General features: G+C 70.7%; 22 protein-coding genes and 2 tRNA genes. 9 read left to right on the forward strand and 15 right to left on the reverse strand.

Annotated features, from left to right (window positions below):
- Positions 1–53: 53 nt before the first annotated feature.
- The 3 genes from cofC to IE290_RS27205 all read left to right on the forward strand — a co-directional run bounded on the left by cofC (position 54) and on the right by IE290_RS27205 (position 3,930).
- Positions 54–692 (forward strand): 2-phospho-L-lactate guanylyltransferase, encoded by a 639-nt coding sequence (cofC, locus tag IE290_RS27195; RefSeq protein ID WP_191247553.1) that lies wholly within the window; start codon positions 54–56, stop codon positions 690–692.
- A 116-nt stretch (positions 693–808) separates the two neighbouring features.
- Positions 809–2,995 carry an RNA degradosome polyphosphate kinase gene (locus IE290_RS27200; RefSeq protein WP_191247554.1) on the forward strand — a complete coding sequence of 729 codons (2,187 nt, stop codon included), beginning with the start codon at positions 809–811 and terminating at the stop codon, positions 2,993–2,995.
- Positions 2,992–3,930, forward strand: coding sequence for an NUDIX hydrolase (locus tag IE290_RS27205; protein WP_191247555.1), 939 nt, complete (start codon positions 2,992–2,994; stop codon positions 3,928–3,930). The genes IE290_RS27200 and IE290_RS27205 overlap by 4 nt, the downstream gene beginning before the upstream one ends.
- Positions 3,931–4,646: 716 nt before the next feature.
- On the opposite strand, the gene IE290_RS27210 is transcribed toward IE290_RS27205, so the two are convergent.
- The 3 genes from IE290_RS27210 to leuC form a co-directional block, all read right to left on the reverse strand.
- Entirely contained in the window at positions 4,647–5,264 is a 618-nt protein-coding gene (locus tag IE290_RS27210; protein ID WP_191247556.1) for an HU family DNA-binding protein, read from the reverse strand.
- A gap of 227 nt (positions 5,265–5,491) precedes the next feature.
- On the reverse strand, positions 5,492–6,094 hold the full coding sequence (gene leuD / locus IE290_RS27215; protein ID WP_191247557.1) for a 3-isopropylmalate dehydratase small subunit: 603 nt from the start codon (positions 6,092–6,094) through the stop codon (positions 5,492–5,494).
- Between the two features lie 16 nt (positions 6,095–6,110).
- Positions 6,111–7,526 carry a 3-isopropylmalate dehydratase large subunit gene (gene leuC / locus IE290_RS27220; protein ID WP_191247558.1) on the reverse strand — a complete coding sequence of 472 codons (1,416 nt, stop codon included), beginning with the start codon at positions 7,524–7,526 and terminating at the stop codon, positions 6,111–6,113.
- Positions 7,527–7,654: 128 nt separating this feature from the next.
- Between leuC and IE290_RS27225 the strand changes: the two genes are divergently transcribed.
- Entirely contained in the window at positions 7,655–8,374 is a 720-nt protein-coding gene (locus IE290_RS27225; RefSeq protein WP_191247559.1) for an IclR family transcriptional regulator, read from the forward strand.
- A gap of 40 nt (positions 8,375–8,414) precedes the next feature.
- Positions 8,415–9,041: an alpha-ketoglutarate-dependent dioxygenase AlkB gene (locus IE290_RS27230; RefSeq protein ID WP_191247560.1), complete on the forward strand. Its 627-nt coding sequence runs from the start codon at positions 8,415–8,417 to the stop codon at positions 9,039–9,041.
- 918 nt (positions 9,042–9,959) lie between these two features.
- Here IE290_RS27230 and IE290_RS27235 read toward each other — a convergent pair.
- Together IE290_RS27235 and IE290_RS27240 are read right to left on the reverse strand one after the other, a co-directional pair.
- Positions 9,960–10,274, reverse strand: a complete 315-nt coding sequence (locus tag IE290_RS27235; RefSeq protein WP_191247561.1) for an antibiotic biosynthesis monooxygenase family protein — start codon at positions 10,272–10,274, stop codon at positions 9,960–9,962.
- Positions 10,275–10,381: 107 nt separating this feature from the next.
- Positions 10,382–10,975, reverse strand: a complete 594-nt coding sequence (locus tag IE290_RS27240; protein WP_191247562.1) for an Rv1733c family protein — start codon at positions 10,973–10,975, stop codon at positions 10,382–10,384.
- A 519-nt stretch (positions 10,976–11,494) separates the two neighbouring features.
- On the opposite strand from IE290_RS27240, the gene IE290_RS27245 reads away from it, so the two are divergent.
- Positions 11,495–12,205: a hypothetical protein gene (locus IE290_RS27245; RefSeq protein WP_191247563.1), complete on the forward strand. Its 711-nt coding sequence runs from the start codon at positions 11,495–11,497 to the stop codon at positions 12,203–12,205.
- A gap of 4 nt (positions 12,206–12,209) precedes the next feature.
- Positions 12,210–12,806, forward strand: a complete 597-nt coding sequence (locus tag IE290_RS27250; RefSeq protein WP_191247564.1) for a class F sortase — start codon at positions 12,210–12,212, stop codon at positions 12,804–12,806.
- 38 nt (positions 12,807–12,844) lie between these two features.
- On the opposite strand, the gene IE290_RS27255 is transcribed toward IE290_RS27250, so the two are convergent.
- From IE290_RS27255 to gltX, 5 genes are all read right to left on the reverse strand, one after another.
- On the reverse strand, positions 12,845–13,381 hold the full coding sequence (locus tag IE290_RS27255) for a GNAT family N-acetyltransferase (protein ID WP_191247565.1): 537 nt from the start codon (positions 13,379–13,381) through the stop codon (positions 12,845–12,847).
- A gap of 118 nt (positions 13,382–13,499) precedes the next feature.
- Positions 13,500–13,572, reverse strand: a tRNA-Glu gene (locus tag IE290_RS27260).
- A gap of 62 nt (positions 13,573–13,634) precedes the next feature.
- Positions 13,635–13,706 (reverse strand) — tRNA-Gln (locus IE290_RS27265).
- Positions 13,707–13,798: 92 nt separating this feature from the next.
- On the reverse strand, positions 13,799–14,491 hold the full coding sequence (locus IE290_RS27270) for an HAD family hydrolase (protein ID WP_191247883.1): 693 nt from the start codon (positions 14,489–14,491) through the stop codon (positions 13,799–13,801).
- A 179-nt stretch (positions 14,492–14,670) separates the two neighbouring features.
- The gene (gene gltX, locus IE290_RS27275) at positions 14,671–16,152 is read right to left on the reverse strand and encodes a glutamate--tRNA ligase (RefSeq protein ID WP_191247566.1); all 1,482 of its coding nucleotides are present in this window, start codon (positions 16,150–16,152) and stop codon (positions 14,671–14,673) included.
- Between the two features lie 81 nt (positions 16,153–16,233).
- On the opposite strand from gltX, the gene IE290_RS27280 reads away from it, so the two are divergent.
- On the forward strand, positions 16,234–17,460 hold the full coding sequence (locus IE290_RS27280; RefSeq protein ID WP_229874729.1) for an FAD-dependent oxidoreductase: 1,227 nt from the start codon (positions 16,234–16,236) through the stop codon (positions 17,458–17,460).
- 24 nt (positions 17,461–17,484) lie between these two features.
- Here IE290_RS27280 and IE290_RS27285 read toward each other — a convergent pair whose 3' ends face one another.
- Positions 17,485–18,243 (reverse strand): fumarylacetoacetate hydrolase family protein, encoded by a 759-nt coding sequence (locus IE290_RS27285; protein WP_094007392.1) that lies wholly within the window; start codon positions 18,241–18,243, stop codon positions 17,485–17,487.
- Positions 18,244–18,308: 65 nt separating this feature from the next.
- Here IE290_RS27285 and IE290_RS27290 point away from each other — a divergent pair, with 65 nt between their 5' ends.
- Positions 18,309–18,731: a GNAT family N-acetyltransferase gene (locus IE290_RS27290; protein ID WP_191247568.1), complete on the forward strand. Its 423-nt coding sequence runs from the start codon at positions 18,309–18,311 to the stop codon at positions 18,729–18,731.
- 63 nt (positions 18,732–18,794) lie between these two features.
- Here the strand turns inward: IE290_RS27290 and cimA are convergent, their stop codons facing one another.
- The 4 genes from cimA to serA form a co-directional block, all read right to left on the reverse strand.
- On the reverse strand, positions 18,795–20,396 hold the full coding sequence (gene cimA, locus IE290_RS27295; RefSeq protein WP_191247569.1) for a citramalate synthase: 1,602 nt from the start codon (positions 20,394–20,396) through the stop codon (positions 18,795–18,797).
- A gap of 234 nt (positions 20,397–20,630) precedes the next feature.
- Positions 20,631–21,674 (reverse strand): 3-isopropylmalate dehydrogenase, encoded by a 1,044-nt coding sequence (locus IE290_RS27300; protein ID WP_191247570.1) that lies wholly within the window; start codon positions 21,672–21,674, stop codon positions 20,631–20,633.
- Between the two features lie 166 nt (positions 21,675–21,840).
- On the reverse strand, positions 21,841–25,149 hold the full coding sequence (locus IE290_RS27305) for a S8 family serine peptidase (protein WP_191247571.1): 3,309 nt from the start codon (positions 25,147–25,149) through the stop codon (positions 21,841–21,843).
- Positions 25,150–25,259: 110 nt separating this feature from the next.
- The gene (serA, locus tag IE290_RS27310; RefSeq protein WP_191247572.1) at positions 25,260–26,858 is read right to left on the reverse strand and encodes a phosphoglycerate dehydrogenase; all 1,599 of its coding nucleotides are present in this window, start codon (positions 26,856–26,858) and stop codon (positions 25,260–25,262) included.
- Positions 26,859–26,920 lie beyond the last annotated feature (62 nt).

The following is a 26,920-nucleotide window of genomic DNA, read 5'->3' on the forward strand; positions in this document are numbered from 1 at the left end:
GTGTGTGCTGCTGCGAGCTGATCCTAGGTGCACGATTGCGGAAAGATGGGGGTGTGCCCGTACCCGTCGAAATCTCCGGCCTGATCGTCCCGCTGAAGCCGCCGCGCGCGGGCAAGTCCCGCCTGCGCGGGGCCGTGGACGAGCGCGACCACCCGGCGCTCGTGCTGGCCCTGGCCTGGGACACCCTGGCCGCGGCGACCGCGGCGGGCGTGCGGCGCGTGCTGGTGGTCGCCGCCGATCCGGCCGCGGTGGTTGGCCTGCGCCGCCCCGGCGTGGAGATCGTCGGCGAGCGCGGCGAGCCCGACCTCAACGCCGCGCTGCGGCAGGGCGAGGCGCTGCTGCGCGAGCGGGACCGGCACGGCGTGCTCGGGGCGATTCAAGCCGATCTGCCCGCTTTGCGTCCCGCGGAGCTGGCGGCCGCGCTCACCGAGGCGGCCGGACGGCGGGCGTTCACCGCGGACGCCGACGGCACCGGCACGACCCTGCTGCTGTCCGCGCCGGGCGGGCCGCTGGATCCGCGGTTCGGTCCCGGTTCGGCCGCGGCGCACGCCGAGTCCGGCGCGGTGCCGCTGGAGCTGGACGTGCCGTCGCTGCGGCGGGACGTGGACACCCCGGCGGACCTCGCGGAGGCCTGCCTGCTGGGGGTCGGCGAACGGACCCGGGCGCTGCTCTGCGCACAGGAGGTGGCGTGAACTTCACCCGGCCGCTGGGCGAACTGCTCCGGGTGGTCGTGCGGAGCACGGGTGAACTGCTGAATCTCTCACTCGGAGTATCGGCAGGCAGGCCCGAAGTAAGGAACAATGCCAGAGTGAGCAGCGACGAGACCAACCCCCCGGCAACGACCCCTCCGGCGTCCGGCGAGACCGCCGCGCCCACGAGATTCCGCGCCATCCCGTCCGCGCCCCCGGCGGTGACACCGTCGTCGGACCTGCCGCCGGCGTCCCTGCCCGACGACCGGTACTTCAACCGCGAGCTGTCGTGGCAGGACTTCAACGCCCGGGTGCTCGCGCTGGCCGAGGACGCCTCCCAGCCGCTGCTGGAGCGGGCCAAGTTCCTCGCGATCTTCGCGTCCAATCTGGACGAGTTCTACATGGTCCGGGTGGCCGGGCTGAAGCGCCGCGACGAGACCGGGCTGCCGGTGCGCAGCGCCGACGGCCTCACCCCGCGCGAGCAGCTGGCCTACATCGCCAAGCGCAACCAGGACCTGGTCGAGCGGCACACCGCCGCGTTCGAGGAGCACGTCCGCCCGGAGCTGGCCAAGCACGACATCCAGATCGTGTGCTGGGCGGATCTGGAGCCGGACGACCAGGCTCGCCTGTCGGACTACTTCACTGAGCAGATCTTCCCGGTGCTGACGCCGCTGGCGGTCGACCCGGCGCACCCGTTCCCCTACATCTCCGGGCTGTCGCTGAACCTCGCCGTCACGGTGCGGGACCCGGATCTGGGCACCGAGCGGTTCGCCCGGGTCAAGGTGCCGAACAACGTGCCGCGCCTGATCCGCGTCGAGCAGCAGCGGGAGAGCCGCGTCGCGACGTTCCTGCCGCTGGAGGAACTGATCGCCGCGCACCTCGGTGAGCTGTTCACCGGCATGGAGGTCACCGAGCACCACGTTTTCCGGGTGACCCGCAACGCCGACGTGGACGTGGACGAGGACCGCGACGAGGACCTGCTGCAGGCGCTGGAGCGGGAGCTGGCGCAGCGCCGGTTCGGCCCGCCGGTGCGGCTCGAGGTCGCCAGCGACATGAGCGAGCACGTGCTCGACCTGCTGCTGCGCGAACTGGAGGTCGATCCGCACGACGTGGTCGAGGTGCCCGGCCTGCTGGACCTGACCTGCCTGACCCAGCTTTCCAGTTTGGACCGCAAGGAACTGAAGGACCGCCCTTTCGTCCCGGCCACGCACCCGGCGTTCGGTGAGCACGAGACGCCCAAGAGCGTCTTCGCCACCCTGCGCGAGGGCGACGTGCTCGTGCACCACCCGTACGACTCGTTCTCCACGAGCGTGCAGCGGTTCATCGAGCAGGCCGCCCGGGACGACAAGGTGCTGGCCATCAAGCAGACCCTGTACCGCACGTCCGGTGACTCCCCCATCGTCAACGCGCTCATCGACGCCGCCGAGGCCGGCAAGCAGGTCGTGGCGCTGGTGGAGATCAAGGCCCGCTTCGACGAGGAGGCCAACATCACCTGGGCCCGCACGCTGGAGCGGGCCGGGGTGCACGTGGTCTACGGTCTGGTCGGGCTGAAGACCCACTGCAAGGTCGCGATGGTGGTGCGCCAGGAGGGTTCGACGATCCGCCGCTACTGCCACATCGGCACCGGCAACTACAACCCGAAGACGGCGCGGCTGTACGAGGACGTCGGCCTGCTGACCGCGGACCCGGACATCGGCGCGGACATCACCGACCTGTTCAACGTGCTGACCGGCTACTCGCGGCAGGACACCTACCGCAACATCCTCACCTCACCGGCCGGGATCCGGCGCGGAATCCTGCGGCTCGTCGACGAGGAGATCGAGCACAAGCACGCCGGCGCGGAGGCGGGTATTCGCCTCAAGTGCAACTCGCTGGTCGACGAGCAAATCATCGACGCGCTCTACCGGGCCTCGCAGGAAGGCGTTCCGGTGGAGATCGTGGTGCGGGGTATTTGCGCCCTGAAACCCGGGGTGCCCGGACTGTCCGAGAACATTTCCGTCCGGTCCATTCTCGGGCGGTTCCTGGAGCATTCCCGCATCTTCCATTTCCTCGCCGGGCGCACCTACTGGATCGGCAGCGCGGACATGATGCACCGCAACCTCGACCGCCGGATCGAGGCGATGGTGCAGGTCAAGGACACGCGGCTGACCAGGCAGCTGGACGACATCCTCGATTCGGCGCTGGACCCGGCGACGCGCTGCTGGGTGCTGACCGAGAACGGCGAGTGGCAGCCCTCGCCCGCGGACACCTCGCAGGTCCGCGACCACCAGAACGAGTTGTTGAAGAAGCACGGGGCCAACGGGTGAGTTCTGTTCGTGTCCGCGCCGCGGGTGCGGTGCTGTGGCGCACCGGTCCGGGCGGCGTCGAGGTCGCGGTGGCGCACCGGCCCCGCTACGACGACTGGTCGCTGCCGAAGGGGAAGCTCGACGACGGGGAGACCCTCCCGGCGGCGGCGGTGCGGGAGATCGCGGAGGAGACCGGGTTCCGGGCCCGTCTGGGGCGGCACCTGAAGACCGTGCGGTACCCGGTGGCGGCCGGGCCCAAGACCGTCGACTACTACAGCGCGGCGGCCGTCTCGGGGGCGTTCGAGCCCAACGAGGAGGTCGACGAGCTGCGCTGGCTGGCGCCGGCGGAGGCGGCCGGGCTGCTGACGTACGACAGCGACCGGTCGGTGCTCGAGGAATTCGAGGCACTGCCCGCCGGGTTGACGACGGTTCTCCTCGTGCGGCACGCGAAGGCCGGAAAACGGGACGAGTGGCGCGGCGACGACGACCTGCGCCCACTGTCCCCGAGTGGCCTTCGGCAGGCGGCGGCGCTGCGGGTGTTGTTGCCACTGTGGGGACCGGACCGGGTGCTGGCGGCGCCCCGCTTGCGGTGCGAGCAGACGGTGCGCGGCCTGGCGGACGACCTCGGGGTCCCGGTGGAGCACGAGGACCTGATGGCCGAGGAGGGTTACTGGGACGACCGGGCGGCGGGGCTGGCCCGGTTCCTGGCGCTGGTGTCTGCGGGTGGGACGCCCGTGGTGTGCAGCCAGGGCGGGGTGATCCCGGACCTCGTGGAGCGCTTGGCGGTCCGCGATGGAGTCCGGCTGCCGGTCGACGAGGGCGAGAACGTGCCGAGCAAGAAGGGCTCGGTGTGGGTGCTGTCGTTCCGGGCGGCGCCCGGGAACGGCGGGCCACAGCTCGTGGCGGCCGACTACCTGCCGACGGCGCTCCCCAAGCCCGTCACGAGCCGGGTGTAGCAGTCCGGCTGAGACGGTGGTTCTTCAGGGACTACGGTCGCGACAACGTTTCTCCCGCCAGTGCACAACCGCCGGCCGGCACCGGCGGTGGGCGATCACAGCCCGGGCCGCACCCGCCTCACCAACCGCCGGCCGGCGACGCAAGAAGACCGACTACGCGCCAGCCCTCCCCCGCCCCCGATCCCCAGCCTGCTTTTGGTCGCCGATCAGCGGGGTCAAGGTACTCCTTCCCGCCTTGACGCCGCTGCTCGGCGACCGATACACAATCAAGGAGCGGGGGCGGGGGAGGTCGCCCAAGGTGACCGTCAGGCGCCGTGAGGCGCTCTTTTGAACCCGCCCGTAGGGCGGGCTCTTCGCCTGCCGAAGGCGCCGGTTTAAAGATCAAGAGATGTCCTCGCCGGACGGGCAGGCTCCGGGATGACGGGGAATGCAGGCACGTCACCTTGGCAGGGTGGGAGCTGGGTGGTCATCCCGTCGCCTTCCGGTTTGTGCATATCACCTTGAGCCAGGGCCGCAAGGTTGGCATGGTCGGCCGTCGGCGGGTGCCTGGGTTGCGGCCCTGGCTCAAGGTGATCGTTCCGGTGTCAGGCGACGGGATGACCACCCAGCTCCGCTTTGGTTCAAAGACCGCGTGCGCGCGCCGGGGGCTGAACGCGGCAGGGCCCCCGCGGAAGAAACTGCGCGGGGGCCCTGCCGAGAAGCAATCGCTACGGCTCTTACTTCTTCTTCCGGGTCGTGGTCGCCTTCTTCGCCGCGGTGGTCTTCGCGGCGGTGGCCTTCGGGGCCGCCTTGGTGGCGGTCGTCTTCTTCGCCGCGGTGGACTTCGCCGCCGTGGTCTTCGAAGCCGTGGCCTTCGGCGCGGCCTTGGTGGTGGCCGCGGCGCGGGTGCGCGTGCTGGTGCTGCGGGTCGCGGTGGGACGCGTGGTCGTCGCCTTCGCGGTGGTGGACCGCGAGGAGGCGGCACGGGTCGTGGTGCCGGTGCTGCGGGTCGAGGCGGCAGCGCTGCGGGTCGAAGTCGTCGTCGTGCGCTTCGCCGCCGTGGCCTTCGGCAGCTTCTTGGCACCGCTGATGACGTCCTTGAAGGTCGTGCCGGCGCGGAAGGCCGGGACGTTGGTCTTCTTCACCTTGACCGTCTCACCGGTGCGCGGGTTGCGAGCGGTGCGGGCCGCGCGGGCGCGCTTCTCGAACACCCCGAAACCGGTGATGTTGACCTTCTCGCCCTTCTGCACGGTGCGAATGATGATGTCCACCAGGTTGTCGACCGCCTGGGAAGCAACCTTCTTGTCGCCCAGACGCTCGGAGAGCGCCTCGATCAGCTGGGCCTTGTTGGCCATTCCAGTCCTCCATGAAGAACTACGTGTCACACGGCCACATCGGCCGACTTCACGCACACGGTATTACCAACTCGCCCAAAATTCCAAACGGCGCGCGGAATTTTTCTGCAGGCGGGGCGTGGTTTCCGCCTCCTGAGCGACCCTCGCGGGCCCTTCCGCGCGCCGTTCGGCGTGGTGTGCCCGGCCGGTGGCCGGGTGCGAATCCCTTGCTGAGCAGGGAATTCGTGTTATTCGGCGGCCACCGGGGTGGTCACCGGCTGCCAGCTGGGACGGCCGGCCTCGAACCGGTCGATCTCCTCGGCGTGTCGCAGGGTGAGAGCGATGTCATCGAGCCCCTCCAGCAGCCGCCAGCGGGTGTAGTCGTCGATCGAGAAGGTCGTCTGGAAGTCCTTGGCCCGCACGGTCTTCGCCTCGAGGTCGACCGTGACCTCCGTGCCGGGGTCGTTCTCCAGGATCTTCCACAGCTGCTCGACGTCCGACTGCTCGCACTGGGCGGCCACCAGACCCTGCTTGCCGGAGTTGCCCCGGAAGATGTCGGCGAACCGGGAGGAGATGACGACCCGGAAGCCGTAGTTCATCAATGCCCAGACAGCGTGTTCGCGCGAGGACCCGGTGCCGAAGTCCGGTCCGGCCACCAGCACGCTGCCGGCCTTGAACGGCTCCTGGTTCAGGATGAACGACTCGTCGCTCCGCCAGGCGGCGAACAGGCCGTCCTCGAAACCGGTGCGGCTGACCCGCTTCAGGTAGACGGCCGGGATGATCTGGTCAGTGTCCACGTTGGACCTGCGCAGGGGCACTCCGATGCCGGTGTGCGTCTTGAACGGCTCCATGGTGGTGGGGGCTCCTTCAGTTCAGGTCTTCGGGGCTGGACAGCGTGCCGCGGACGGCCGTGGCGGCCGCGACGAGCGGCGAGACGAGGTGGGTGCGGCCACCCTTGCCCTGCCTGCCCTCGAAGTTGCGGTTGGAGGTGGACGCGCTTCGCTCGCCGGGGGCCAGCTGGTCCGGGTTCATGCCCAGGCACATCGAGCAGCCCGCCTGCCGCCACTCGGCGCCGGCGTCGAGGAAGACCTTGTCCAGTCCCTCCGCCTCGGCGGCCTGGCGCACCCGCATCGAGCCGGGCACGACGAGCATCCGGACGCCCTCGGCCACCTTGCGGCCCTGGAGCACGTCCGCGGCGGCCCGCAGGTCCTCGATCCGGCCGTTGGTGCACGAGCCGAGGAAGACGGTGTCGACCTTGATCTCGCGCAGCGGGGTGCCCGGCTTGAGGTCCATATAGGACAGGGCCTTCTCGGCGGCGAACCGCTCGTTCTCGTCCGCGATCCGCTCCGGGTCCGGCACCGACTCGCTCAGCGGCAGGCCCTGGCCGGGATTGGTGCCCCAGGTCACGAACGGGGTCAGGGTGTCGGCGTCGAGGTGGACCTCGGCGTCGAACTCCGCGCCCTCGTCGGTGCGCAGCGACTTCCAGTACTCGACCGCGGCGTCCCAGTCGGCGCCCTTCGGGGCGTGCGGGCGGCCCTTCAGGTAGGCGAAGGTGGTCTCGTCCGGGGCGATCATGCCGGCGCGGGCGCCCGCCTCGATCGACATGTTGCAGATCGTCATCCGGGCTTCCATCGACAGCGCCTCGATCGCGCTGCCCCGGTACTCCAGGACGTAGCCCTGGCCGCCGCCGGTGCCGATCTTGGCGATGACGGCGAGGATGACGTCCTTCGCCGTGACGCCCGGGCGGAGCTTGCCGTCCACGTTGATGGCCATCGTCTTGAACGGCCGCAGCGGCAGGGTCTGGGTGGCCAGCACGTGCTCCACCTCGGAGGTGCCGATGCCGAACGCCATCGCGCCGAACGCGCCGTGGGTGGAGGTGTGGCTGTCACCGCAGACGACCGTCATCCCCGGCTGGGTCAGGCCCAGCTGTGGGCCGATGACGTGCACGATGCCCTGCTCGGCGTCGCCCATCGGGTGCAGCCGGACGCCGAACTCCTTGCAGTTCTTCCGAAGCGTCTCGACCTGGGTGCGGGACACCGGGTCGGCGATCGGGAGTTCGATGTCGACGGTCGGGACGTTGTGGTCCTCGGTCGCGATGGTCAGGTCCGGGCGGCGCACCTTGCGCCCCGCCAGGCGGAGACCGTCGAACGCCTGCGGGCTGGTGACTTCGTGCACCAGGTGCAGGTCGATGTAGAGCAGATCGGGTTCCGCTCCTTCACCGCGGCGCACGGTGTGCGCCTCCCACACCTTCTCGGCCAGTGTCCGCGGCCGCGTGGTGGTCATCTGTGCTCCTCCCACGAGGTTGATTGGGAGCAAAGGAACCCGGGGACCGTCGCGGGAACGTCAGCGACCTCGGGTTCGATTTTCCCAGATTCTGGACTTCCCAAATCCCGGGAAGCTAGTATCGCGTCGTGGGACAGCATAGCTCTACTGACCAGCAGAGCGGTATCGGCGTTCTGGACAAGGCCGTGGCCGTGCTGCAGGCCGTGGCCGAAGATCCGTGCGGGCTCGCGGAACTGTGCACCCGGACCGGGCTGCCGCGCGCGACCGCGCACCGCCTCGCCGTCGGGCTCGAGGTGCACCGGCTCCTGCGGCGCGGGCCGGACGGCCGGTGGCGCCCGGGTTCCGCGCTCGCCGAACTCGCCGGCGGCACGGCGGATCCGTTGCTCGACGCGGCCAGTTCGGTGCTGCCGAAGCTGCGGGACATCACCGGGGAGAGCGTGCAGTTGTACCGGCGCGACGGCGTCCAGCGCGTGTGCGTGGCGACCGCCGAGCCGATGAGTGGCCTGCGCGACACCGTTCCGATCGGGACGCGGCTGTCGATGACGGCCGGCTCGGGCGCGAAAGTCCTCGCCGCGTGGTCGGATCCGCACACGCAGCGCACCATTCTGGCGGACGCGGTGTTCGGGGAACGGACCCTGCTCGAGGTGCGGCGCCGCGGGTGGGCGCAGAGCGTGGCCGAGCGGGAGCCGGGTGTGGCGAGTGTTTCCGCGCCGGTGCGGGATTCCGCGGGCAACGTGATCGCGGCGGTGTCGGTTTCCGGTCCGGTGGAACGGATCGGGCGCAAGCCGGGCGCGCGGTGGGCGGCGGATCTGCTCGCGGCGGCGGAGGCCTTGCAGGAACGGCTGTAGCGCCTAGAACAGACGTTCGATTTGAGGTAGCCTTGCGGGTATGACCGCAGGGCTGCAGGGGTCGCTGTTCGGTCAGGCCGAGGAATGCTCGCTCGGGTCCCTGACCGCGACGCGGCGGACGGAACTGGGCGACGGCGCGTGGATCGATCTGCGGCCGGGCTGGCTGACGGGCGCGGACCTGTTGTTCGAGCGCCTGGCGGCGGACGTGCCGTGGCACGCGGAGCGGCGCCGGATGTACGACCGGGTGGTCGACGTGCCGCGGTTGTTGTGCTTCTACGGCGAGGACGAACCGCTGCCGGACCCGGTGCTGACGGAGGCGCGGGAGGCGTTGAGCCGGCATTACGCCGACGAGCTGGGTGAGCCGTTCCGCACGGCGGGGCTGTGTTTCTACCGCGACGGCCGGGACAGCGTGGCGTGGCACGGCGACACGATCGGCCGCGGGTCGAGCGAGGACACCATGGTGGCCATCGTGTCGGTGGGCGCGCCGCGGAGCATGCTGTTGCGCCCCCGCGGTGGCGGACCGACCGTGCGGCAACTACTGGGCCCCGGCGACCTCATCGTGATGGGCGGTTCGTGCCAGCGGACGTGGGAGCACGCCATCCCGAAGACGAGCCGCCCGATCGGGCCGAGGATCAGCATCCAGTTCCGCCCACGCGGGGTGCGCTGAGCGCTTCGGCGACACCGCCCACCACGACACGGAGCGCGGCGGTGACCAGACAGGCGATCACGCCGACCGTCAGGAAACAGAGCGGCGGCGCCGACCGCGCGGGATCCACCGGCGAACACAGGCGACCCGCCGCTCGCGCGGCGGCGCACGCTGAAACCCTGGAAACCCAGCGGCGAACACCGCCCGCCACAACACGGAGACCCGGCACCGGCTGCGCGGAGTGCGCCGCCTACCGGCGACGGCCAACGCCACCCGCCATCACGCGCGGGCGACAGAGCCTGTCAGGCGACCACGCCACCCGCCACGACGGGGAGAGGCGGCGCCGACCGCGCGGGGACCGCTGACCACTCGCCAACGGACGCCACCCGCCACAACGCGGACGGCGGCAGTGACCTGTCAGGCATTTCACGGCGGACACGCGGGAGCGCTGAACCCTTGGGGACCACCAGCGAACACAGGCGACCCGCCGCCCGCGCGGCCGCGCACACTGAACCCTGGAAACCCAGCGGCGAAGACCGCCCACCACGACGGGGAGAGGCGGCGCCGACCGCGCGGGGGGGGGGACCGCTGACCACTCGCCGACGGACGCCATTCACCACAACGCAGACGACGGCAGTGACCTGTCAGGCATTTCACGCCGGACACGCGGGATCGCTGAACTCTTAGGGACCACCGGCGAACACAGGCGATCCGCCGCCCGCGCGGCGGCGCACGCTGAAACCCTGGAAACCCAGCGGCGAACACCGCCCACCACAACACGGAGACCCGGCACCGGCTGCGCGGAGTGCGCCGCCTACCGGCGACGGCCAACCCCACCCGCCATCACGCGCGGGCGCCGGCCCACCACGACACGGAGGGCCGGCGCGCGACATCCTCAGCGCTGCTCGCACTCGACTACCAGCCAGCGCGCGACCATCCTCAGGGCCGCTCGTACTCCACTACCACCTCGTAGAGGGCCGGGTTCGGCACAACGCTTCCCGGCACACCGCCCACCGCCGCCTGGAAAGCCGGGTTCGTGGTCGCCGATCGCCATGCTTCGGCGCTGTCCCAGTGCGCCACGTTGACCAACTGGAACCGCGCGTCCGGCAGCTTCGCCCGGTGCAGCCGGGAGTCCCGGAAGCCCGGCGCATCCCGCATGAGCTTCGCGCGCTCCCGCCACTGCTCGACGAACGCGTCCACCTCGTCCGCGGGCAGCTCGATGACGTTGATGAACGTGACTCCGTTTTCAACCATGATTGAATTCTGGAACCTCGAGCGCACTGGAGATCAACCGCGCGAGACGGAGAACACAGGGGCATCCGGGCCCGGATGCCCCACCGAGCAGACCCCAGTAAGAACAGTCAGGAACGCGCCCAGCGGTCGCCGAGCGCGGCCCATTCGGCTTCCCACCTCGCGGCGCGCCTGCGGTCCAGCACGAAGCGCGTGATCCAGTACGCCGCGGTCAGCACGAGAGCCGCCACGAGCCAGGCGAAGATTCCCGCCAGCACGCCGGTCGTGGCCGCGTCCGTGGAGCTGATCGGCGCGGGCGCCGGGTTCCCGTCCTCGTTGATCCACACCGGGACCGTCGTCCCGGCGGTCGCGCCCGGGTCGGCCGCCACGATGCCCGTCTTCGGCTCCCCGCCGTTGTACGTCCACGTCGCCTGCACCCCGGCCGAGCCGCTCGTCGAGAACGCGCCCTCCGTCGCCGGCACCGGCGTCGGCGCGTCCTCGATCAGCGTCGCGGTCACGAGGTGGCGCGACGCGCGCTGCTCCTCGGACACCGCGAGCTGGCCCCCGTACGTCTGAGACCCGGTGAACAACGCCAGCGGAACCGCGACGAGAAGCCCCAGCAGCACCACGAACAACAGCGCGGCCTCGACCCGGTCGGACGTTCTGGCCAACGGGTTGCGACCGATGTGCAGGCGCCGCCAGAAACGCCCGATTGGTCCGGTCACGGTCGAATCCCCCTTCCTCTGCTCCCTCGGCAAGCACAATCGCAATACCCACTGTGCCGCGTCCGTACCCGAATTGGCACTGAAACGAGACCAAGACCGCTGTGAGCCGCCCCTCACAACGGAACAAGATCGGGATGTCTCCATGCTGGCACCGGTGAACGGTTCACGGCATCGACCGAAAGGGCCTTCCCGCAGCTCGGGAAGACACGCTCAGTGACCGCCTGGACCTGGTGATCCACGGCGCGTGGCGATCCCGTGGGATATTTTCCAGCGGAGCGAGCCTGGTCACGGCTCCGAGCGGCTGTTATCGTCCGTTGATGTGACGCGTTGATTCGCGATCGTCGATTAGGGCGTCCGCGTTACACATTTCCGGGACAATTCTCGTCACACCCATTTTCGTTTCTCCCCGTGATCGGAATGAGGCAGGATCACGCGTGCGCCTCAGCCAGAAGAGTGATGACGCGCGCGCCGGGGGCGGTCGGGGTCACCGCGCGTCTCGAAACACCAAGTGGAGTCACTTTGCGTAAGCCTTTGGGCCGCCTCGCGGCGGCCGTGGTCAGCGGTGCGCTGATCACCCTCACCGTGGCTCCGGCCGCGCTCGCCGAGGAGAGCACGACGCCGGAGGTCACCACGACGACCTCCGCGGCGCCGGAGAGCACCGAAACGTCCGCGCCCAGCTCGGCCGCCGAGACGACGAGCGAGACGTCCTCGGCCGCCACGACGACCAGCCAGCCGAGCCTCACCAGCAGCCCGGCCACCACGACCACCACGACGACGCCCGGCACGACGGACTCGAGCGAGCCGACGTCGACCTCCGCCAGCAGCACCCCGGAGGAGCCGCCGTACCAGGACGACACCGCCTACGGCATCGACCTCGGCGACGGCACCGGCGTGCTGATCATCGCGTGCGCCGCCGGCCAGCCGACCGACGTGTGGTCGCCGGACTTCGACATCCTCGACGGCCCGTACCAGGAGGAGCAGGACGGCCGGTACTGGGACTACCTGGTGCAGCTGCACGAGGGCAAGTCCTTCGACTCCGGCACCGTCACCGCCGACTGGACCTGCGCGGGCGCCCCGCAGGGCGGTGGCGCCTCCGGTGGCGGCGTGGCTCCGGTCCCGGGCTCGGGCGAAGCCGACGAGTGGCAGCAGAGCAACGGCGGCGACGCCCAGGTCTCGTTCGCGCCCAAGGCGGGCGTGGAGACCGGGGCCGGCGGCACCGCCCGGTTCTGACGCCATGCGCAACCCGTTCGCCGGCCGGGGCGGTCGCGTTCTCGCGGCCGCCCCGGCGGTTCTGCTCGCCCTCGTCCTGACCGGCTGCGGCTCCGACCAGCCCACGCAGGCGGCGGCGCCCACCACGTCGGTCCCGGTGACCAAGCCGTACGACAAGCTGCGGCCGACCCAGGTGCGGATCCCGAGGATCGGCGCCGAGTCCTCGCTCATCTCGGTCGCGGTGAACAAGGACGGCGAGATCGCGGTGCCCTCGGTCGACAAGCCGATGCAGGCCGCCTGGTACCGCCTGTCCCCCGTGCCCGGCGACGTCGGCCCGGCGATCATCCTGGGTCACGTCGACGGCAACCACCAGCCGGGCATCTTCTACAAGCTCAAGGACGTCCGGCCGGGCGACGAGATCTTCGTCGACCGCAGCGACGGGCGGCAGCTGAAGTTCGTGGTCGACCACACCACGCAGGTGCCCAAGGACCAGTTCCCGCAGGACGCGGTCTACGGCAACACCGACAAGGCCCAGCTGCGGCTCATCACGTGCGGTGGCGTGTTCGACCACGCCGAGCACAGCTACACCGACAACATCGTCGTCTACGCGAACTTGGCGTGATTTCCGGTGGCACCGCGGCCCGCCGCGGTGCCACCGGCTCACCAGACGTCCCCGTCGCGCCAGTCGCAGGTCAGCTCCCCGTCGAGGTCGAGCGACCCGCCGAACACGAAGACCCCGCCCGCTTCTTCGGGCGTGGGCGTGATCCCGGACGGCGTCAGCGCCGAGAGCGGTCCGCGCCAGCACTCCCAGCCGCGGGCGCCGTAGAACGGGATCGCATCATCCGACGCACTGAGCACACCCACCTCGTACGCCTCGCGAATCACACGCTCCAGCGGCGCCATCACCAGGCCGCCGTAGCCGCGCCTGCGGCGGTCCGCACGGACGCCGACCGCCTCCACGTACCCCGTGCGCCAGGCGCGCCCCTGGCAGACCATCCGGCGCTGCACCACGGACGCGTGGGCCACCAGTTCCGGGCCCTCCCACAGCAGCGCGTGCACGCCGCCGAGGGCGTGGTCCCAGTCGTGTTCGGTCATCTCGCCCTCGAACACGTCGTACAAGAGGTCGCGGGCCGCCCGCAGGGCCGGCGCGCCGAGATCGGCGGTGTGGGCGATCCGGAGGTTCGTGATCTCGGCCATGCCCGGAGGTTAAGCCCGCGCGGGTGGCCTGTCACCCGAGTTCGTCCAAGGTGGACGAGCGCTTTTCGGGCCCGTACAAGAAAAAACCGCCAGCCGGATGGCTGGCGGTTTTTCGGTGTACCCCCGATGGGATTCGAACCCACGCTACCGGCGTGAGAGGCCGGCGTCCTAGGCCGCTAGACGACGGGGGCTAGGAAGTTGGTCTTCCGTGTTGCGAGAGGAACCTTACCAGAGCGGGTTTTTCCTCTTGCAGCTGGGGTACCAGGACTCGAACCTAGACTAACAGAGCCAGAATCTGTCGTGCTGCCAATTACACCATACCCCAACGGTTTGCCACTCCGATTCGCGACTCGGAGCAGCTCCGCTGGGAAGAAATATAGCCTAGCCCCGTCAGCGGTGCGTAACCGGGGGTGGGGTTCAGCGCTGGGCCGGCACGCCGATCCGGGCGAACTCGCTGACCAGCAGCTGCGGCAGCTCGTCCAGGCCGCCGATGACGTGCACACCCTCCGGCACCTCGGCGTCACCCCTGGTGCGGTCGAGCCAGACGCCCTCGAGGCCGGCGTCCCGGGCGCCCACGGCGTCGGTGTGCAGCTTGTCGCCCACGTGGGCGGCCTCACTCGGGTCGCAGTCGAGAACCGCGCACACGGAGTGGAACATCACCGGATCGGGCTTGGCGGCGCCGACCTCGCCGGCGATGGCGACGTGGTCGAAGAAGCGGGTGAGCCCCAGGTCGGCGAGCTTGGCCCGCTGGTGGGCGCCGGAGGCGTTGGTCACAGCCGCGATGAGGACGTCCGCCGCGCGCAGCCACTCCAGGCACGGCAGGACGTCGTCGAACAGGCGCCACGAGGTGCGCAGCACTTCCTTGCGACGGCACTCGAACCGGGCCACGTCCTCCGCTTCCAGCACGATGCCGATCTCGGCGAGGAAGCACTGGGTGCGCCGGTGGTGCATGGACGCGTAGTCGATCTCACCCGCGACCACGCGGGCGACGTGCCAGTCGGTGATCCGCTCCCACAGCGGCCACAGGTCACCGCGACCGATGAGCAGCGACAGCGCGCGTTTGCCCGCGGAGGTGAAGTCGATCAACGTGTCGTCGATGTCCAGGCACACCAGCCGCAGACTGGACGGTCTCCACGGATCCGCCGGATCCCCCAGACCGGGCTCGGGGACACGGACGCGAGTAGGTGTGCCGGGACGCGCGAAATCCACCCAGCGAGGCTAGGCGAGAACTACGCTGAGCGGTTCGGCCGACAAGGTGATTCAGTGCGTCGATTCGACCGCGATCGGTTCTACTCTGCGTTGCCGGGCAGAGCGTTACGCAGACGTCCGAGTGAAACTTCCCGGCCGAGCAGCTCCATCGACTCGTACAACGGCGGCGACACGGTGCGACCGGTGATCGCGACACGAACCGGGGCGAAAGCCTTGCGCGGCTTGAGGCCCAGGCCCTCGACCAGGGCGTCCTTGAGCGCCTGCTCGATGGCCGCGGTCTCCCATGACGGCAACGCCTCCAGCGCCTCGATCGACGCGCGCAGCACGGGTTCGGCGTCCGGCTTGAGGTTCTTGGCGGCCGCGTCCTCCTCGGGCGCGAACTCCTCCTCCGGCACGAACAGGAACCGCACCAGCGGCGCGGCGTCGCCCAGGACGGTCACCCGCTCCTGCACCAGCGGCGCGATGGTGCGCCACTTGGTCAGCTGTTCGTCCGACGGCTCGGCGGGCAGGACCCCGGCCGCCTGCAGGTAGGGCACCACGCGCTGCGCGAAGTCCTCGGCGTCCAGCGCCCGGACGTGCACGCCGTTGATCGCCTCGGCCTTCTTGACGTCGAAGCGGGCCGGGTTGGCGCTCACCTTGGAGATCTCGAACGCCCGCACCAGCTCGTCGACGGTGAAGGTGTCCCGGTCGTCGGCGATGGACCAGCCGAGCAGGGCCAGGTAGTTCAGCAGGCCCTCGCGGATGAAGCCGCGGTCGCGGTAGTTGAACAGGTTGGACTGCGGGTCGCGTTTGGACAGTTTGCGGTTGCCCTCGCCCATCACGTACGGCAGGTGGCCGAACTCCGGCGTGAACTCCGCCACGCCGATCCGCTCCAGCGCCCGGTACAGCGCGATCTGGCGGGGTGTGGACGGCAGCAGGTCCTCGCCGCGCAGGACGTGCGTGATCCGCATCAGCGCGTCGTCGACCGGGTTGGTCAGCGTGTACAGCGGGTCGCCGTTGGCGCGCACCAGGACCGGGTCCGGGATGGAGCCGGCCGGGAAGCTGATCTCGCCGCGCACCAGGTCGTTCCAGGCCAGGTCCTCGTCCGGCATGCGCAGGCGCAGCACCGGGACGCGGCCCTCGGCGCGGTAGGCCTCGCGCTGCTCGGGCGTGAGGTCGCGGTCGAAGTTGTCGTAGCCGAGCTGCGGGTCCTGACCGGCCGCCCGGCGGCGCTCGGCGACCTCCTCGTTGGTGGAGAACGCCTCGTACAGCTCGCCGGCTTCGAGCAGGCGGCGCGCGATGTCGGCGTAGATGTCGCGGCGCTCGCTCTGCCGGTACGGGCCGTACTCGCCGCCGGCGTCGGGACCCTCGTCCCAGTCCAGACCGAGCCAGCGCAGCGCCTCCAGCAGTTGCTGGTAGGACTCCTCGCTGTCGCGGGCGGCGTCGGTGTCCTCGATGCGGAACACCAGGCTGCCACCGTGGTGCCGGGCGAAGGCCCAGTTGAACAGCGCCGTGCGGATGAGCCCCACGTGCGGGGTTCCGGTGGGCGACGGGCAGAAGCGGGCGCGGACTGTCTCAGTCATAACCCGTTCAGCCTATCCCGCTTGACCAGGCGTTCGGAGAGCGCCATGCTGGTCTTATTCAACACAGGATGAATTAAGGGGATGGTGGCCATGAGCGAGCGCACGACCTGCCTCGTCGCCGGTGGCGGACCGGCCGGAATGGTGCTCGGGCTGCTGCTCGCGCGGGCCGGGGTCGAGGTGACGGTGCTGGAGAAGCACGCGGACTTCCTGCGGGACTTCCGGGGCGACACGGTGCACCCGTCGACGCTGACGCTGCTGGACGAGATGGGCCTGGGTGAGCGGTTCGCCAAGCTGCCGCAGAGCAGGCTGGACACGGTGTCGCTGCCGGGGCCGCCCGCGCTGACGATCGCGGATTTCCGCGAGCTGAAGGTCGCGCACCCGTACGTGGCGATGGTTCCGCAGTGGGACCTGCTGGACCTCCTGGCCGAGGCGGGCCGGGCCGAGCCGGCGTTCCACCTGCGGATGAACACCGAGGTGACGTCGCTGATCTCGGAGGGGGGCCGGGTCGCCGGGGTGCGGTACCGGACGGCGGACGGGACGACGGGTGAGATCCGGGCGGATCTGACCGTGGGGTGCGACGGGCGCTGGTCGGTGGTGCGGCGGGAGGCCGGGCTGCGGCCGCGGGAGTTCCCGGTGCCGATCGACACGTGGTGGTTCCGGCTGCCGCGGAAGGGGGACGAGAAGGCGGAGCTGACGCCGGGGATGCGCGACGGGCACTTCGCGGTGGTCATCCCGCGGGAGGACTACTTCCAGATCGCCTACCTCGCGGCGAAGGGGCTCGACGGGCGGCTGCGGGCGGAGGGGGTGGCGGCGTTCCGCGACCGGATCCGCGGGGCGCTGCCGCCGCTGGCGGACCGGGTGGACGCGATCACGTCGATGGACGACGTGAAGCACCTGGACGTGCGGCTCAACCTGCTGCCGCGCTGGCACCGCGAGGGCGTGTTGTGCATCGGGGACGCGGCGCACGCGATGTCGCCGGTCGGGGGCGTGGGGATCAACCTGGCCGTGCAGGACGCGGTCGCCACGGCCCGGTTGCTGGTGGAACCGTTGCGGCGGGGGCGGATCAGCGGGCGGGAGCTGGGCCGCGTCCGGCGGCGCCGCCTGCTGCCGACGCTGGTGGTGCAGGGGATCCAGCGGATGATGCACCGGGCGGTGATCCGGCCGGTGATCGAGGGACGGCGGAACGGCCCGCCGCGCCCCCTGGTGGCGGTGATGAACGCGATACCGGCGGCGCGGCGGATCCCCGCGTACGTCATCGGGGTGGGCCTGCTGCCGGAACACGCACCGAAGTGGGCACGGCGGGGTTGATCAGGGAGGCGCGAACCGGCGGCGTCAGGCGTTCTGCACTGGATTGGTCAGCGTCCCGATGCCCTCGATCGTGATCGACACCGTCTGCCCGTCCGTGATCTGTCCGACGCCGGCCGGCGTGCCGGTCAGGATGACGTCCCCGGGCAGCAGCGTCATCACGCCGGACACGAACTCCACCAGCTCCGGGATCTTGTGGATCAGCAGCGAAGTCCGCGAGTCCTGCTTCAGCTCGCCGTCGACCTCGGTGCGGATCGCCAGGTCGGACGCGTCCACGGCGGTCTCGATCCACGGGCCGAGCGGGCAGAACGTGTCGAAGCCCTTCGCGCGGCCCCACTGGCCGTCCGACTTCTGCAGGTCCCTCGCGCTGACGTCGTTGGCGATCGTGTAGCCGAGGATCGCCGCCGGGGCCTGGGCGGCCTTCACGTTGCGGATCGGCTGGCCGATGACCACGGCCAGCTCACCCTCGAAGTCCACCCGCTGCGACGCGGCGGGCAGCTTGATGGCGGCGTTCGGGCCGATCACGCTGGTCGACGGCTTGAGGAACATCATCGGCGACTCCGGCACCTCGTTGCCGAACTCGGCCGCGTGCTCGGCGTAGTTCCGGCCGATCGCGATCACCTTCGACGGCAGGATCGGCGCGAGGAGCCGCACGTCGGCCAGCGAGAACCGCTTGCCCGTGTAGTTCGGCTGTCCGAAGGGGTGGTCGGCGATTTCCAGGAGCTCGTCGCCGTCGACGGAAGCGAAGGCGACCCCACCGGCATGAGCAACTCGAGCTAGACGCACATCCCAAGCCTAGCCAGCCGCCCCCGCCCGGGCACGGCGGCCTGGGGAACCGCCATGATCGTGGCGTGAACGACCTCCTCGTCGCCGAAGAACCCGGCCCGGGCGCCGCCGAGCTGCTGGCGCTGTACGACTCGGTGGGCTGGTCGGCCTACACCCGGGATCCCGAACTCCTGCGCGCCGCGATCGCCGGCTCGTCCTATGTGGTCACCGCGCGCCGCGCCGGGCGCCTGGTCGGGCTGGCCCGCGCCCTGTCCGACGACGCGACGATCTGCTACCTGCAGGACGTGCTGGTGCACCCGGCGGAGCAACGCCGCGGCGTCGGAGCGCTCCTCGTGCGGGCCGTGCTCGACCGCTACGCCGCGGTCCGGCAGAAGGTGCTGCTGACCGACGACGAACCGGCCCAGCGCGCGTTCTACGAATCCCTCGGGTACGCCGAGATCCGCGACTACGGGCCGGGCACGCTCCGCTCGTTCGTCCGGTTCGACTGAACGCCGCCCGCGGTGGGCCACCGGCGCGGGGCCGTGTCCCGTCGGCGGCTCCCGCGCCCGCCGCTATCCGCGCAGGCTCTTGTGCACCAAGGCGTCGCAGAGGGCGAGCCAGCTCGCCTCCACGATGCTGCCGTGCACGCCCACCGTCGTCCACTCCTGGTCGCCGTCGCTGGACTTCAGCAGTACCCGGGTGACCGCGTCGCTGCCCGGGTGGCTGGGCAGGATGCGCACCTTGTAGTCGGCCAGCTCGACACTGTCCAACCAGGACAGGAACGGGGACAGCGCCTTCCGCAGCGCCTCGTCCAGCGCGTGCACCGGGCCGTTGCCCTCGGCGGTGGCGATCACCCGCTCCCCCGCCACGTGCACCTTCACCGTCGCCTCCGAGATCACCTCGCCGTCGCCGCGGTGGTCCAGCACCACGCGGTAGGACTCGAGCGTGAACGGCGGCTCGACCGGGCCGTCGACCTCCTTGCGCAGCAGCAGTTCCAGCGACGCGTCGGCGGCCTCGAACGACCAGCCCCCGGCCTCCAGCTCCTTCACCTTCGTCACCACGCTCGTGACCGCGTCCGGCCGGCCGGCAAGGTCCACCCCGAGCTCACGTCCCTTGAGCTCCAGGCTGGCCCTGCCGGCCATCTCGGTGACCAGGACCCGCATGTCGTTGCCGACGGAAGACGGATCGATGTGGTTGTACAACAACGGATCCACCTTGATCGCGCTCGCGTGCAGCCCCGCCTTGTGGGCGAAGGCCGACGACCCGACGTAGGCCTGGTGGGTGTCGGGGGCGATGTTCGCGATTTCGGCAAGGGCATGGGAGACGCGGGTCAGCTCGGCCGCGGCCCCGGTCGGGAGCACGTCCATGCCGAGCTTGGCCACGAGGTTTCCCGTCACGGCGAACAGGTCGGCGTTGCCGGCCCGCTCCCCGTACCCATTCGCGGTGCACTGCACGTGCGTCGCGCCGGCCTGGACCGCCGCGATGCTGTTGGCCACGGCGCAGGACGTGTCGTCCTGGCAGTGGATGCCGAGCCGGAACCCGGTGCGCGCGGCGACTTCCCGCACGGTGTCGGCGATCCCGAGCGGCAGCTGGCCGCCGTTGGTGTCGCACAGCACGACGACGTCGGCGCCCGCGGTGTAGCCGGCCTCCAGCACGCGCAGGGCGGTGTCCGGGTCGAACGCGTAGCCGTCGAAGAAGTGCTCGGCGTCGAGGAAGACGCGACGGCCCTCCCCCACCAGGAACGACACCGTGTCGGCCACCATCGCGCAGGCCTCGTCGACGTCGACGCGCAGCGCGCGCTCGATGTGCCGCCGGTCGGACTTCGCCACCAGCGTCACCACCGGCGCCCGCGAATCGAGCAGGGCCCGCACCTGGGCGTCCTCCGATGCCTTCGTGCCGGCCTTGCGGGTCGATCCGAACGCGACCAGCGCCGCGTGCTTGAGGATCAACTCCCCGTCCGCGGCGCGGGCGAAGAACTCGGTGTCCTTCGGCAGCGCGCCCGGCCAGCCGCCCTCGATGAAACCCACACCCAGCTCGTCCAGCAGGCGTGCGACGGCGAGCTTGTCCGCCACCGAATAGGAGATGCCTTCGCGCTGGGCGCCGTCCCGCAACGTCGTGTCGTACAGGTGGAAGTCGTCACCGAGCGGCAATCCGGCTGGCTCCGTGCGGGTCACGGTCATCTCCAATGCGTGGTGGGAGGCTTCACGGGCAACAAAAAAACCTCCCGCGGATGCGAGAGGTCTGCGCGCCAGGTGTCCGATGCGGACACTACCCGGCGCGCCTGCCGATAATGATCACGGCGAAAGAAGCCATGAGCGCATCATGCCACAACGGTGCGTGAAAGGGCAACGAACGCGGCGGAGGCCACCCCCGGGATCGGGGATGGCCTCCGCGGCGGGACGAAACGATCAGGCGACGGGTCGCGTGTTCGACGAGACCAGGGCGGCCAGGCGGTCGCCGATCGCCTGGGTGGTGCCCGGGTTGGCCTGGTCGCGCGTGGCCAGGTCGAACGCGACGGACGCCTCGATGCGGCGGGCCGCCTCGCGCTGGCCCAGGTGGTCCAGCAGCAGCGACACCGACAGCACGGCGGCGGTCGGGTCGGCGATGCCCTGCCCGGCGATGTCCGGCGCGCTGCCGTGCACCGGCTCGAACATGCTCGGGTTGCGGCGCGTGATGTCCAGGTTCCCGCTGGCGGCGAGGCCGATGCCGCCGGTGACCGCGGCCGCCAGGTCGGTGATGATGTCGCCGAACAGGTTGTCGGTGACGATCACGTCGAAGCGGCCCGGGTCGGTGACCATGTGGATCGTGGCGGCGTCGACGTGCGAGTAGGAGACCGTGACCTCCGGGTGCTCGAGCGACACCTCCTCGACGATCCGCGACCACAGCGACCCGGCGTGCAGCAGCACGTTGGTCTTGTGCACCAGCGTGAGGTGCTTGCGCGGCCGCTCCTCGGCCCGCTTGAACGCGTCCGACACCACACGGCGGATGCCGAACGCGGTGTTGACGCTCACCTCGGTGGCGATCTCGTGCTCGGTGTCCTTGCGCAGCAGGCCGCCGTTGCCCGCGTACGGGCCCTCGGTGCCCTCCCGCACGACCACCATGTCGATCTCGGCGTTCGGGTCGCCCAGCGGGCCGCGCACGCCCGGGTACAGCTTGGCCGGGCGCAGGTTCACGTGGTGGTCCAGCTCGAACCGCAGGCGCAGCAGCAGGCCCCGCTCCAGGATCCCGCTGGGCACGGTCGGGTCGCCGACCGCGCCCAGCAGGATCGCGTCGTGCTGCCGGAGCTCGCCCAGAACCGACTCGGGGAGCAGTTCGCCGGTGGCGTGCCAGCGGGCCGCGCCGAGGTCGTAGTTCGTGTACTCCACTGTCGGAGCGACCTCGCCGAGTACCTTCAGGGCCTCGGTGATCACTTCGGGTCCGATCCCATCACCTGGGATCACCGCCAGCCGCATCAGACACCTCCGTCGATCAGGGCCAGGGCGCTCGTTCGCGCCCGTTTGCCCACATACTCCAGCGACGGCAGGTTACCGGCTGTCGCCAATGAGCCGAAGCGGCACCACCCTTATGACGGAATCTCCCGACAAGTGAGACACCCGGACGGTGGATTCACCCCGGTCGTCAGCCCAGCGACCCCCCGTTCACCCGGATCACGCTCACCCGGTTGCCGTTGCCGTTGTGGTGCTTCAGCGCGAGCAGCCCGAGCACGGTGTCGGTCGACGCCGGGTTGCGGGTGACGACCAGCGCGGTGCCCGGCTTCGCCGAGTAGCTCAGCGCGGTGCCGACGGCGCCGGAGACCGAGTAGCCCGGCGCGAGCGCGTCGAACGTCATCGGCGTGCCGATGGCGTCGATGAGGCCGTTCTCGCTGCTGGGCGCCACGTAGTAGCCGGTGGTGCCGACGGTGTAGCTGATCTTGTGCGAGGCCGCGTTCGGATCGATGCCCAGCGCCGCGATGCTGACCGGCAGCAGCACGACGTTGGTGTCGAACACGTTGGTGTCCACGTCACCGAGCTGCCCGTTGACCGCCTGGATGTCCACGCTCGGGAAACCCTCGGCGTTCAGGTCGACGGTGTTGACCAGCCAGACGTCGGTGCCGCTGGCCTTGGTGACGTAGGACTCGAAGTCCGGCACCCCGTCGCCGGTGGTGTCGATGTCGACGAACGGGATCGTGTTGCTGCCCAGGTTCGCCCAGTTGCCCCAGGTCGAGATCCCGAAGGCGAGCAGCGCCTGGTCGGCGTGGCCCTCCTGCCGAGCCTGCGCGATGGTCGACGCGGCGCCGACGTACTGCAGGTCACCGCCCTTGGCCGTCTCGTTGATCGTGCAGCCGTCGGTCAGCCGGCCACGGCACTCGGGCAGCCGCGGCGAGGAGCCCTGCAGCTCCAGGACGCTGATCAACGACTCGTAGCGCTGGCTGGCGGTGCCCTGGTCGACCCCGCGGCCGGTGAGCGTGAACCGCGCGGTGTCACCGGTGAAGTTCAGCGACCGCGGGGTGTCGATGGCCGACACCGGCTTCGGCGCCGCGTAGACCGGCACGCGCAGCGACGGGGTGTTGCCGCCGGGCGGCGGGCTGAGCACGACCCGGCCGGAGGCGTCGGCGACGAACTGGCGGGCCATCCCGGCCTGTTCGGTCGCGACGGTCGGGTCGATGACCTTGCGCAGCGCGGTCGGGTCGGTGATCCGCAGGGTGACGCGAACCGAGGCGGTGCCCCGCGGCGGGACCGTCACCGAGCGGTCCGACAGCTGGTACTGCACGCCGGGCAGGTTGGTGATGCCCTCGTAGGCCACGTTGTAGCGGGCCCAGTTGCTGCCCTTGTTGACCACCTGGATGGTCTTGGTGAGCGTGACCGGCCGGTCCACCTCGACGGTGCCGAAGGTCACGCTGACCGCGCCCCGGTCGTCCCGCGAGTAGGCCAGCACCTGGTCGTTCAGCGCGGCCTGCGCGTCCACCCGTCCGGCGCCGACGCGCTGCGGCGCGTAGGTCTTGCCGTCGGCGACGATGTCGTGCCCGGCGGTGTTCATCACCAGGGCCTTGATCTCCTCGACGGACCAGTCCGGGTGCGCCTGCCGCAGCAGCGCGGTGATGCCGGCGGTCAACGGCGTGGCCATCGACGTGCCGGACAGGACCGTGCGGTTGTTGCCGCTGCCGCGCAGGGCCGAGGAGATCGTGTCACCGGGCGCGGACACGTCCGGTTTGACGGCCGGCCCGCGCACGCCCCGCGAGGTGAACGAGCTCGGGGTGTCCACGATGGCCGGGTCGTAGGTCTGCAGGCTCGCGCGGCCGGCGCCGTAGAGGCGGACGGTCAGCGTGCCCGCGTCCAGCGCCGGGCGGATCTGGCTGGTCGCCGAGGCGGTGAACTGGAACATCGGGATGGCCGAGTTGCCCGCGATGCCGGCGGCGAAGTGCTCCAGGCTGGACGACAGCAGCACACCGGTGGCGCCGGCGGCCTGCGCGTTGTTGGCGCGCGCGGCCGAACCGCAGGCGCGGGTGGCGTCGTTGTCGTCCCACTCCAGCCACGCGAACTTGCCCGCGACGGCGGCCTTGTCGGCGTCGGAGTAGGGCGCGCAGCCGTCGGCGTTGGCCGCGGACACCTTCGCCACCGCGGACGTGCGGTCGAGGGTGTCGTAGCCGGTGTAGTTCTGGCTGTACTGGCCGCCCTTCGGGCCGGCGATCCCGGCCGGGGCGGTCACGTCCGCCGCGTCGCGCAAGACCGACACGTCCCGGCTGGACGCCACGGTCAGCGCCTCGGGCGTGTTGCCCGGCGAGCCGCCCACGTCGTAGAGGTCTCCGCCGTTGCCCTCGGCGATCACCGACAGGACGTTGTTCGCGGCGAGCTTGCGCACGAACAGCGAGTCCGGGTCGTCCGGCGCGCCGAAGTCGCTGCCCAGCGACAGGTTGACGATGTCGAGGTGGTCGTCGAAGTCACCGTCGCCGTTGGGGTCCAGCGCCCAGTCCAGGGCCTGCGAGGTGACGTCGGTGGAGCCTTCGCAGCCGAACACCTTGATCGCGTACAACGCGGCCTTGGGCGCCATGCCCGGGCCGATCTTCATCGCGTTCAGCGAGTCGGCGGTCAGCTTCGAGTAGTCGCCGGTGAAGGTGCTGCCGTCGGCGTTGACGCCGTACCCGGCGACGGTGCCGGCGACGTGCGTGCCGTGCTCACCACAGGCGATCGGGTTCGGGTCCGGCTTCGGGGTGTCCGCGCCCTCGGTGCCTGCGTCGTAGTCGTCGCCGACCAGGTCGGTGCCGCCGACCACCTTGGCGTTGGGGAACAGCGGCGTCGGCGCGGTCCGGTCGACCGAGTCGTAGGCCGCCTTCGTGCCGGGGCCGCCGAAGTCGGCGTGGGTGTAGTCGATGCCGTCGTCGATGACCCCGACCTTGATGCCGTCGCCGAGGCGGCCGGTCTGCTGCCACGCGGTGAGCGTGTTGGTCAGCTGCGCGGCGCTGTTGTTGCTGCGCGTCTTGGGCACGACCGTGCGGATCGACGCGACGTCGGGCCGGGCGGCCAGTTCGCGGATCTTCGCGGCGTCGGCGGTCACCACCACACCCGACACCGCGTTCGCGGTCGAGTACAGGACCTCGGTGCCGGCGTCGAGCGACCGCAATTGGCCCAGCACGGAGTTCACCACCCCGGCGACCCCGGCCTTGGCGCTGTTCGCCGCCTGCTTGGCGCGGTCCTTGCCGGCGCCGCGCTCGGCGTTGAAGGCGTCCACCGCGGACTGCTGGGTCAGCTCGATGAACGCGGTCGTCCGGCCCGAGGCCGACGCCAGGCGCGGGGACAGCTTGCCCCGCAGGCCGTCCTCGGCGACCTTGGCGACGGGCTTGGCCGCCGCGAGCGGCTCGTCCTGGGCCGCCGCGCTGCCCGACGCGAAACCGGTCGCGGCGAGCGCGGCGGCGAAGACGGCGGCGAGCGACCGCCGGGTCCTGTTTCTCATGCTTGTTCGCACCCTCACTCCGGATCAAGGCGAGGGTGCGAACTTAGCCCGTGCCCCGGCGAAACGCCTAGAGCGGATCGGAGTAATCCGACTTTGGGAGGTAGTCCGCGTTACGCGAACGTGATGGCGCGAATCGTGCGGGCGCCCACGGTCGCCGCGATCGGCTCCAGCAGGTGGGAGTCGACCTCGCGGTCGACGCGCAGGATCATCACCGCGTCCGACCGGTCGGTGGTCTGGCTGATCTGCGCCGCCTCGATGTTGATCGAAGCCTCACCCAGCAGGGTGCCCACGCGGCCCATGATGCCCGGCCGGTCCGGGTACTCCAGGAGCAGCATGTGGCCCTCGGCGCGCAGGTCGAAGTGGCGGCCGTTGACCTCGACCAGCTTCTCCACCTGGTTGTTGCCGGTGACCGAACCCGACACCGACAGCACGCTGCCGTCGTCGTGCACCGCGCGCACGGTGACCAGGCTGCGCCAGTTCGGGCTCTCCGGCTCGGTGACGATCTCGGTGCGCACGCCGAACTCCTCGGCCAGGCGCGGCGCGTTGACGAACGTGACCTGGTCCTCGACCACGCCGGAGAACACGCCGCGCAGCGCGGCCAGCGACAGCACGCTGACGTCCTCCGACGACAGCTCGCCGCGCACCTCGACGGTGACCGCCGACGGCGCCTTCTGGCTCAGCGCGGCCAGCACGGTGCCCAGCTTCTGGGTCAGCGGCAGGTACGGGCGGACCTCCTCACCCACCACGCCACCGCTGGCGACGTTCACCGCGTCCGGCACGAAGTCGCCGCGCAGCGCCAGCAGCACCGACCGGGCGACGTCGGTGCCCGCGCGGTCCTGCGCCTCGGCGGTCGAGGCGCCCAGGTGCGGGGTGACCACGACGTTGGGCAGGCCGAACAGCGGGCTCTCGGTGGTCGGCTCGGTGACGAACACGTCGATCCCGGCGCCGCCGACGTGACCGTTGCGGATGGCCTCGGCCAGCGCCTCCTCGTCGACCAGACCACCGCGCGCGGCGTTGACGATGATCACGCCCGGCTTGGTCTTCTTCAGCGCCTCGGCGTCGATCAGGCCCTTGGTCTCCGGGGTCTTGGGCAGGTGGATCGAGATCGCGTCGGCGCGCTGGAGCAGCTCGTCCAGGCTCACCAGCTCGACGCCCAGCTGGGCGGCGCGGGCGGCCGAGACGTAGGGGTCGTAGGCGATGATCTTGGTGTCGAACGCGGCCAGGCGCGCGGCGAACAGCTGGCCGATCTTGCCGAAGCCGACCACGCCGACGGTCTTGCCGTTCAGCTCGACGCCGCTGAACGAGCTGCGCTTCCACGCGCCGCCCTGCAGGCTCTGGTCGGCGGCCGGGATGCGGCGGGCCACGGCGAGCAGCAGCGCGACGGCGTGCTCGGCGGCCGAGACGATGTTCGAGGTCGGCGCGTTGACCACGAGCACACCACGCTCGGTGGCGGCCGGGACCTCGACGTTGTCCAGGCCGACGCCGGCCCGGGCGACGACCTTCAGGCGCGTGCTCGCGGCCAGCACCTCGGCGTCCACCTTGGTCGCGGAGCGGACCAGCAGCGCGTCGGCGGCCTTCACGGCCTCCAGCAACGCGGGGCGGTCGGTGCCGTCCACGTGCCGGACCTCGACCTCGTCACCGAACACGGCCAGCGTGGACGGAGCGAGCTTTTCGGCGATGAGGACGACCGGCTTGCTGGGGTTGGTCACGATGGGGCTCCCGTGGACGCGGCTGGGCTCAAACGACGCCCGCGAGTCTAGTCGCGCTGCTC

The organism is Amycolatopsis deserti (assembly GCF_014653945.1).
GTDB lineage: Bacteria > Actinomycetota > Actinomycetes > Mycobacteriales > Pseudonocardiaceae > Amycolatopsis_E > Amycolatopsis_E deserti.